Raw genomic sequence first — 522 nt, 5'->3', positions numbered from 1 at the left:
CCGCCGACCCCGGGCCCTCCCCGCTGCCCCGGCTCGTCGTCCTGGCCGACGACTTCGACGCGCTGGTCGCCCCCGCGCTGGGCAGCCCGGGCCGCCCGTCGGCCGGTTCCGTCGTCCGGGTGCTGGAGGCCGTGGCCAGGGAGGGAGAGCGGCTGGGCGTCCACCTGGTCGCCACCTCGGCCCGCCCCGACCGCACCGAGGACACCGAGTTGGCCCGGGGCGCCCGGCTGCGCATCGTGCTGGACCCGCCGGTCGTCCCCCCGTCGCCCGACGAGGCGGCCCCGGGCCGGGGCAGGCTGGGGCATCCGGACGGCCGGGTGACGCCGTTCCAGGGCGGCCGGGTCACCGGCAGGATCCCGCGCACGGGGACCCTGCGCCCCACCGTCGTCCCGCTGGAATGGGAGCGGATGGGTGATCCGCCGGCCCGCCGCCCGGTCCGCGAGCTGGGCAACGGACCGACCGACTTGGCGCTGCTGGCCAGCGCCCTGGAGCGGGCGGCCCGCTCGGTCAACGCCGAGCGGC

Annotated in this window: 1 pseudogene; it reads left to right on the top strand. The window is 79.7% G+C overall.

Annotated features, from left to right (window positions below):
* A pseudogene (locus IH13_RS0118240) lies at positions 1–522 on the top strand (hypothetical protein); the annotation flags it as partial.

The organism is Streptomyces sp. NRRL WC-3549 (assembly GCF_000721935.1).
In the GTDB taxonomy this organism is placed as follows: domain Bacteria; phylum Actinomycetota; class Actinomycetes; order Streptomycetales; family Streptomycetaceae; genus Streptomyces.
The sequence above is the reverse complement of the archived record's forward strand: the minus strand, read 5'-3'. Positions and strand labels throughout refer to the sequence as shown.